This window comes from Gemmatimonadota bacterium, from assembly GCA_026706845.1.
In the GTDB taxonomy this organism is placed as follows: Bacteria; Latescibacterota; UBA2968; order UBA2968; family UBA2968; genus VXRD01.
Genome location: JAPOXY010000035.1, coordinates 15,003 through 23,437 on the forward strand (window position 1 = coordinate 15,003; position 8,435 = coordinate 23,437).

The following is an 8,435-nucleotide window of genomic DNA, read 5'->3' on the forward strand; positions in this document are numbered from 1 at the left end:
TCAACTCAAAATTGAACGCCACGACCTTAATAGTGATCGTTTCGGAATCCATACCCCCCCGGCCATCTCTTACTGTGAACGTGACTTGATGAGTGCCAGACTGACCACTCGTTGGGGTCCAACGGAAGGTGGTCCCCGACAGCGATACGCTCAAAACAATAGTAGTGCTGACCTCCGCCGAATAGGTCAGCGGATCCCCATTCGGATCGGAAGCATCCAACTCCAGAATCAGTTCAACGCCCGCTGGTATACTCTGGTCACCAATCCGCTTCAATACCGGATCGTGATTGCGGGTAGTTTGACCCCAAAACTGAATAAACCACGCATAGTCTATCGAGTTCACTTGCCCATCATTATCTAAATCGTACTTTGCCTCGTACCTCCCATCGCCCTGACGGGTCCCAAATTTGGTGATAAAAACTGCATAGTCGCCACTGTTAACCACACCATCGCCATTAAAATCCGCATCCGATGCGGTTGGCGTCTTAGTGGTTTGGACGTAAAACGACAAGGGCATTACCGCGGTAATATTAAACGACAAGGGCATTGCCGTGGTAATATTAATGCTTTGACCTCTTGCGCTAAACAAATTTCCACTGATACTAACCGTAAATTGGGTACTTGCTGTCACGTTAGCATTGGGCGCCAGCGTAACAGTCATCAAATAGCCATTGGTCAAAGTGGATGGCAGCAGACTAAGAATAGTGACTGTATTAGTTGTTCTGTCGACCGGCCCTGAGATAAACCCTGCAGCAACATTAGCAACACCTTTGACCGTCAGCATATTCGTATTAAAAGTCACCTCGGCAGCATTAATTGGATCTGTAACCCCCTGGACAAATATTTCAACGACAACATCGGTACCCGCAACAGCAGAGTCCGATGTATTGCCATCATCTATATTATTATCACTGGTATTAATATTTAATGACAGAACAGCGTTGGCACTGGAATCAACAGAGACTTGCCCCACAAAGGGCAGCAACACAATCCCCATCGCCACTAATAGTCCAATAATAAATTTCCTCTTGAACTTCATTGGTACACCCTCCCTTTACGTCATTAAAAACTGACTTTGCAATGCTCAGGTCCAATGCCACATACCGCTCTGACTGGACTCGAACCTATTATCTATGACGTATAAATAGATGCAAAAAGCGTGCCAATGTAAGCATTGTTTCAAATAATAATTCTCATAAAGAATTGTTTTATATAAAGAAAAAGCCAATCTGACTATATAATATCGCCGAAGAATAGTCGGATTGGCTCTTAATAAAAGACGTACTATGGTCTTATATGAGTCGTAATTTGGTCTCAAGACCAAATATAGCCTCAAAAATATATTACATCCCGGGATCGCCAGCGGGGTAAAAAGAGGGGCTAAGGGGTTGCTTCTCTCTCCAACTCCAGAAACCGCAACGTATCCGCCGGTATATTGGGCGCAACACCTTCGGGCAGGACGAGGGTGACAGCCCCATCAGAAGTATCGGCAATACCGCTCCGCAAATTCACAGTATGCGCGGCAACACCTGTGGGCGTGATAAAGTCCCGCGATGGTTTACCTATACTCTTCATAAACGCAGCCCAAATCGGTGCAGCGCCACTCCCGCCGGTAATCTGGCGTCTGCTCCTCTTCTCGATCAGCCGACGGCCACCCTCGCGGTTGTCAAAACCAATCCACACACTCGCGACCAGATCGGGTGTAAACCCCGTAAACCAGGCATCTGTATTGTCATTTGTCGTACCGGTCTTCCCTGCAGCAGCACCATGAAACCCAAACGCGCGAATCGCGCGACCCGTGCCGCGATTGACAACATGCTGCATCAAATTGACCATAATCACCGCATGTTCGGGATCAATAACAAGCCTGGGATCTGGCCGATGTTCATAGTGTATTTGCCCTGTGGCATCCTCAATACGCGCGATAAATGTCGGCATCACGCGAAAACCGTAACTCGCAATCGCGCCATAGGCAATCGCCATATCGAGCAACGTCACCTCCTGCGCCCCCAGGGCAATACTCGGATACGGTCTAAGCCTGCTCTGAATACCCAGGCGCTGCGCCAGATCGACAATGCGTTCGGGACCTATCTCCATTGCAATTTGCACACTCGTCGCATTTGCCGACTTGACCAGTGCATTCGCCGCAGTGGTAAGCCCCAGATATTTATCTGCAAAATTCTTGGGCGACCAATCCTCATCGTTCACGCGATAAGTACGCAGCGAATCATTAAAAAGAGAAATCGGCGAAAAAGCACCGCTTTCAAAAGCCGCCAGGTACACAAAAGGCTTAAAACCCGAACCCGGTTGACGCCGCGCCTGTGTGGCGCGGTTGTAATAACTGATAAAAATATCGCGCCCACCCACCATCGCTTTGACATATCCAGTCCGCGGATCCAGGCAAATCAACGCACCCTGTACATAATCGGCGCGCTGTTCAGATGAAGCACTGCCATAATCTGAAAACCCCAGACGCGCATCCAGATCTGCCAACCCCCTGGCCACGGCACGCTCGGCAGCCTGTTGCATAGACAAATCGAGCGTCGTGTAAATATCCAAACCGCCAAAACTCAGCGCCTGAGCACCCCACAGGCGTGTAACCTCGGCTTTAACAGACTCCACAAAATACGGAGTCCGATTCTGGGGCATACGTCCAGAAACGAGTTGCAATTCCGAGGCCAGTGCATCCTGGACATCCTCTGAACGAATAAAACCCAACACCTGCATGCGGTTTAAAACGAGCGTAGCACGCGCCAGAACGCGAGATTGGTCTTTGCGGAACGGATTGAGCACACTCGGCGCATTGGGAAGCCCGGCAAGTATTGCAGCTTCGAGAAGCGTAAGATCCGCGGCGCGCTTGCCAAAATAGGTCTGCGCTGCATCGGCAAGACCATAGGCATTGGCACCGTAAAAACTGCCATTGATATAAATTTCGAGCAACCTATCTTTATAGCCCACACCATAGTGGCGTTCAAAAAGGGCTTCGAGTTGCGTTGCGAGAAGAATTTCTTTTAGCTTTCGCACATAAAATTTTTCTCGCGTAAGAAAAATATTTTTCACAATCTGCTGTGTAATCGTGCTACCGCCCCGCACCCTGCCCCAGTGTCGGATATTGCCCAAAAAAGCACCGACCATACCTTTAATACTGTACCCGCGATGATGATAAAAATCCGCATCTTCAATAGATAGCACAGCCTGAACAAAATGCGGATGCACCTCGTCGAGACCAACGCGCCCCACGCGTTGATTAACCGTATAGAGCAACTCCCCCGACGCTGCGTAAATATTGATCCCGGACTCTGCCAATAAGCTATCGGGATCATCGGGCAACCTCGGCAAAGTAACCACAAGCCAGCATGCTGCGCCCAGCACAATGAGCAAAACATCGGCGATGAGGAAAATGATGAGGAAAAGACCGCGATGTGAGATGACGTTCATAGGATATGCCATTACTCCACAATTTCGGAAACAGCACCCGCCTCAATTTCAAAAACAACGGGCACCTGACTTCCCTCGCGAAAAAGCTCACCGCGAAAACGCCCGAGGTCGCGATACAGGAAAATCTTTGCAATCTGCCCATTTTGATACGCGTCAATCAGAGCCTCTTTCTCGCGCAGTCTCAAATCGGGAATAACCGCGGTAGCGAGTTCGGAAAAAACAGCGGCCTTAAGCGAATCGGGATCGGTTACGCCCAGCGAGTCTGGCGCAACAGCCTCAATATCGCCGACCTGGGCGTAGAGATAATCGATCTGTTTGCGCACCTCGGCGTGAAAATACACATCCGGCAAATGCAATGCCTTGACAATCGCAAGCCCCTGGCGGTAAACGCGCAAACTGGCGATCACATCGCCGAGCGGTCTGGTATTGAGATCAACGTCGGGCAGTGGTATCTTGTAAATCGCGACATAATCTGGAACACCTGATTCGGGCACGCGCGAACCCTCAAAACGACTGTGTGTAACAGCATCGGGCAAACCCGCTCGTGGCAAAGGCAAAGGATCCGATGCATCAATAGCTTGTTGGGTTCGCACCTGTGCTTGAATATCTCGCCAGAGCGCACCGGACTGAGGGCGCAACGCATTGATCGAAAGCAAAAACGCTCCAAGGCGTCGCGCAAACCAATTGGTCTGGTATTCGCTCCAGGCAACACCTGCACCGATCAAGGCCATGAGAATTAGCGTCACCACCAACGGACGCAAATACTGTACGCGCCCCAAAGCCGCGCACACACATCTGAGCCAGTGCTGAAAACGCGCACACACATGGAAAAATGCCGCCTTGATATTTTCGGGAAGTCGAATCATGTGAAAACTAAAATGGCACTCGAAAGTCGGCAAGTCAAAGAAAATACAGCATAGTACAATGTCTTGCTTCAGCCCAAAGATGTATTACATTACGTCATACGTGGTTTTAGGAAGGGGAAACTTACCGCCAACAGCTTACAAACAGGAGCCATACCATGATAAAAATAGCAAAGGTCGAAAAGCGTTTCAAGAGTCCTGGTCCGCAGCCAAATGGTTTGCAAGCCGCGCCAGATGGCCTGTGGATTATCGACCAGGTAGATCTGAAAATATACAAAGTAGATTGGGAAACGGGCGACGTATTATTTGAGGCGCAAACAGACACAGAGCATTCGAGCGGAATAACAGTCGGTGGCGGACATGTGTGGATCGCATCCACATTTGAATTGCAAATAGCAAAAGTCGATATGAAAACCGGCAAAACCATTGCAAAATACGACTCCCCAGGTGTTGGTGTCGCATCCTGGCGCGAGGACCTGCCGGGCGCCTCAGAAACCGGCGCACACGGATTGGAATGGCGCAACGGCAAAATTTACATTGCGTCCCCACCCTCGCAATTTGTACATGTGGTAGATACCGAAACCTGGACAGAAGAACACGCATTTCGGACACCTGGCCTCCGCAACCACGGATTGGCCTGGCAAGACGACAAACTATGGGTAGCGGACACATCCGCAGGTACGGTAAACTTACTGGGCACGGCAGATGGCCGCGTGTACGACGTCATCCGCGTAGAAGCCCCCGACGAAGTACACGGCATGACCATGCACGACGGCGTCCTGTGGTATTGCGACGCACACAACTGCGATATTGGTCGATTAATCGTATAACAAAGAGAGATCAAAATGACCGCCAAAGACTGCGAAGTTGCGGATATTGAACACATCCTTCTGCACGTCCCATTCCATCCGAGGTGTGCAAAAGTAAAACAAATTCGGGTACCGTTTTGGTCACTCGTGGATGTGTGCAAAATAACCACCTCTGCGGGCGTAACGGGATATGGCGAGACCCTGACGCGATATACGTGGGGACAATCCAATGAAAAGCAATTTGCCCGCGTGCGCGGAAAGAACATATTCGATCATTTGTGGGATGACAGCCTGGGCGCTGGCTTGCAAATGGCACTCTTTGACGCAGCGGGCAAAACACTCGGCGTGCCGTGCCACAAGCTGATGGGCGTGCAATATCGAGACGCGTGCCCCGTATCGTGGTGGTCACAGGACCGCACCCCCGAAGAATGGGCTATGGAAGCGCGGGCAGCGATAGACCACGGATTCACCACAATGAAAGTAAAGACACGCCCCTGGTTTTACCCCGAAGAACAATTTGAAGCCATAAAAAAATCCGTACCGAATTATTTTAAAATCGATGCGGATTTCAATGGCCTATTGCTCGGTGTAGATAATGCCGCACCCTTGATCCGACGGTTAGAAGACACGTACAGCCAACTGGCAATAGTCGAAACGCCAATCCCGCAAAACGACGTAGCGGGCAACGCCTTATTGCGACAAAAAATTGCCAGTCCAATCGCCATGCACTTTGGCAATCCGCCCTTTATGACAGCAGTGCGCGAAGGCGTATGCGATGGATTTGTCGTAGGCGGTGGCGCGAGTCGCGTGATGAAACAGGGCACCCTCGCCGCTGAAGCCAACATGCCATTCTGGCTACAACTGGTGGGATCGGGATTGACCACCATGTGGGGCGTACATTTGGGCGCAGTATTATCTCACGCACGCTGGCCCGCGATCCCCTGTGTGAACATCTGGATGCATCCACTCGTCAAAAACTTCAAAGTAGAAGGCGGACATATACGCGTACCCAATGCACCGGGACTGGGCATTGAACTGGATTGGGACGTCATTGAGCGCTATCGCGTTGAACCAGATTTCAAACTCGCAGAAAAACGACAAATTCACACAATATTCTGGCCCAACGGACGACGAACGCACTATCCAGATGGAATCTATCGCGAGGACTTTTTGGCGGGCCGACTAACGGGCTTTCTACCGGGCATCCGCCTGGAATTAAAACTGGATGACGGATCGGAAGAATACGACCGAGAATATCGGGAATTATTTGGATAAAGTGGGAGAAAGGAGATCATCATGGCATTTAAACTCGGATATTGTGCATTGCGATGGAGAAACCCGGACCTGGAACCCGCCCTTGAGGCACTAAAAAAATCGGGCTGGGACGGCTGGGAATGTCGGTTGCCCCTGGACTGGTTGGGACCAGCGAGTCGAATTCGACAAATATGTGACAATGTGGGATTGCCCATGGCGGTGTACACAGCGCAGGGATCGCCCGAAATATCTGGTTGGGAACACCAGGAACGCAACAAACGGCGAATCGATTTTGCCGCCGAAATGGAAGTGGATTGTTTCATGTACATGAGCGGTCCCAAACCCAAAGACCGGGACATCACCAAAGACGATATTAAACAGGCGGCTGAAGCAGCGGACAACTGGGCTGATTACGCGGCGCAATACAATTTGGAATTGAGTTATCACATCCACACAAATCTACTGGTAGATTCAAAAGAAGACTGGACGCGGTACATGCAACACCTCGAAAAAGCAAAACTGTGTATCGACGTATCACACGCACAACTCTGGGACTATGACGCCGCGCAATCGTTGCGCGACTTTCAACATCAGCTCAACTACGTACATTTGCAGGACTGGGCAGATGAGAACATCACGCGGGATGCAGAGGGACGATTCACGCCCCAATGGGTCTCTGTAGGCGTTGGCGAGGCTTTGGATTTTCCCGACCTGGCAAACGTACTTGAAGACACGGGATACGACCGATGGGTCACAGCCTGCCCGGGCGCGCCGATTTACGAAGGCGAAGACGCAATAAATGAAGCGACCCGAAGTGCCAAAATGTATCAGTATTGTCGCGGTGCGGGATATTAACCATGCCGCGCAATACACCTGACAACCCCTTTTATCACCCCATCATCGATTGTGATATTCACAACGAATTACCCGGTTTGGACCCTCTGATCCCATATCTGGAAGAACACTGGGTTGCGTACATCAACGAATCGGCATTTGTGGGACCCAATGCAAGCGATTATCCCGCGCGAGCGCCCACATCTGCGCGAAAAGGTACAAAGCCGAAAAATGGACCACCGGGGTCTGATTTTGAATTGTTAAAAGAGCAGACACTGGACGCATGGGATGTCGAAATCGGGATCTTAACCTGTGCTTACCGCGTGCAAAGCGTACACAACGAAAACCTGTCCGCATCGCTTGCAACCGCGATCAACCAGTGGCAAATCGACGCGTGGTTAAACAGAGATAAACGATTGCGCGCATCCCTCGTAGTGCCCAGCCAAAATCCAGTACTCGCCGCGCGCGAGATCGAGCGATTCGGCGACCATCCGGGTTTTGTTCAGGTCATCGTGCCGGTCAGATCATATCAACCTTATGGCAAGAGCTTGTACGACCCATTATTTGAAGCAGCGGTAAAACGCGACCTCGCCATCGGAATACACTACGGCGGAGCATCGAGTCTGCCGCCCACGCCCGTTGGTTGGCCTGCAACCTACGCCGAAGAAATGGCCGACATGGCGCAAATATTTCAGTCTCAGGTCATGAGCCTGGTGGTAGAAGGCGCGTTTGATCGGTTCCCTGAATTGCGCGTGGTACTCATCGAAGGCGGCTGGACCTGGATGCCCGCATTAATGTGGCGCATAGATAAGGAGTGGAAAGGCCTGCGACGCGATATCCCGTGGGTCAAACGCCCACCGTCGGAATATATCCGCGAACACATTCGGATGACGCTACAGCCCCTGGACGCCCCACCCGAAGCCGAATACTTGTTGCAAATTATGGACCATCTGGAATCGGATGACATGTTGATGTTTTCCACAGACTATCCACATTGGCATTTCGACGCGCCAATAGACGCGATTCCCAAAGGTTTGTCGGATGCACTACTGGGAAAAATTCTGTACAAAAATGCAAAAACATTTTATAGATTGTAAGACCACACCAGCATCCGCCACAAGGAGCCTTCCCATGAAAGCCCTCGTACTTTTGACCTTCACCTGCCTGATCGCAGCACCGGCATGGACCAGCGAAGTAGATTCGCTCTATCACGCTGCCCTCTCCCGCATGAACGAGA

7 protein-coding genes are annotated in these 8,435 nt (G+C 50.9%); 4 read left to right on the top strand and 3 right to left on the bottom strand.

The window, feature by feature from the left end:
- From OXG87_03550 to OXG87_03560, 3 genes are all read right to left on the bottom strand, one after another.
- The coding region (locus OXG87_03550) for a dockerin type I domain-containing protein (protein ID MCY3868606.1) at nt 1-1,039 on the bottom strand (1,039 nt) is incomplete at its 3' end.
- 341 nt (nt 1,040-1,380) lie between these two features.
- A complete protein-coding gene (locus OXG87_03555; GenBank protein MCY3868607.1) occupies nt 1,381-3,450 on the bottom strand; it encodes a PBP1A family penicillin-binding protein in 2,070 nt (689 codons plus the stop codon).
- The gene (locus OXG87_03560) at nt 3,450-4,304 is read right to left on the bottom strand and encodes a hypothetical protein (protein MCY3868608.1); all 855 of its coding nucleotides are present in this window, start codon (nt 4,302-4,304) and stop codon (nt 3,450-3,452) included. Before OXG87_03560 ends, OXG87_03555 begins: the two co-directional genes overlap by 1 nt.
- Nucleotides 4,305-4,459: 155 nt before the next feature.
- On the opposite strand from OXG87_03560, the gene OXG87_03565 reads away from it, so the two are divergent.
- The 4 genes from OXG87_03565 to OXG87_03580 are packed head-to-tail and all read left to right on the top strand — an operon-like array spanning nt 4,460 to nt 8,295.
- A complete protein-coding gene (locus tag OXG87_03565) occupies nt 4,460-5,131 on the top strand; it encodes a hypothetical protein (protein ID MCY3868609.1) in 672 nt (223 codons plus the stop codon).
- A 15-nt stretch (nt 5,132-5,146) separates the two neighbouring features.
- The gene (locus OXG87_03570; GenBank protein ID MCY3868610.1) at nt 5,147-6,385 is read left to right on the top strand and encodes an enolase; all 1,239 of its coding nucleotides are present in this window, start codon (nt 5,147-5,149) and stop codon (nt 6,383-6,385) included.
- A 21-nt stretch (nt 6,386-6,406) separates the two neighbouring features.
- The gene (locus tag OXG87_03575; GenBank protein MCY3868611.1) at nt 6,407-7,219 is read left to right on the top strand and encodes a sugar phosphate isomerase/epimerase; all 813 of its coding nucleotides are present in this window, start codon (nt 6,407-6,409) and stop codon (nt 7,217-7,219) included.
- Between the two features lie 2 nt (nt 7,220-7,221).
- Entirely contained in the window at nt 7,222-8,295 is a 1,074-nt protein-coding gene (locus OXG87_03580; protein MCY3868612.1) for an amidohydrolase family protein, read from the top strand.
- Nucleotides 8,296-8,435: the final 140 nt, after the last annotated feature.

Excerpts from the sequence above, each read along its gene's own strand:
- OXG87_03580 (MCY3868612.1), top strand. The coding sequence starts at position 7,222 with ATGCCGCGCAATACACCTGACAACCCCTTTTATCACCCCATCATCGAT.
- OXG87_03560 (MCY3868608.1), bottom strand. The coding sequence starts at position 4,304 with ATGATTCGACTTCCCGAAAATATCAAGGCGGCATTTTTCCATGTGTGT.
- OXG87_03555 (MCY3868607.1), bottom strand. The coding sequence starts at position 3,450 with ATGGCATATCCTATGAACGTCATCTCACATCGCGGTCTTTTCCTCATC.
- OXG87_03565 (MCY3868609.1), top strand. The coding sequence starts at position 4,460 with ATGATAAAAATAGCAAAGGTCGAAAAGCGTTTCAAGAGTCCTGGTCCG.
- OXG87_03575 (MCY3868611.1), top strand. The coding sequence starts at position 6,407 with ATGGCATTTAAACTCGGATATTGTGCATTGCGATGGAGAAACCCGGAC.
- OXG87_03570 (MCY3868610.1), top strand. The coding sequence starts at position 5,147 with ATGACCGCCAAAGACTGCGAAGTTGCGGATATTGAACACATCCTTCTG.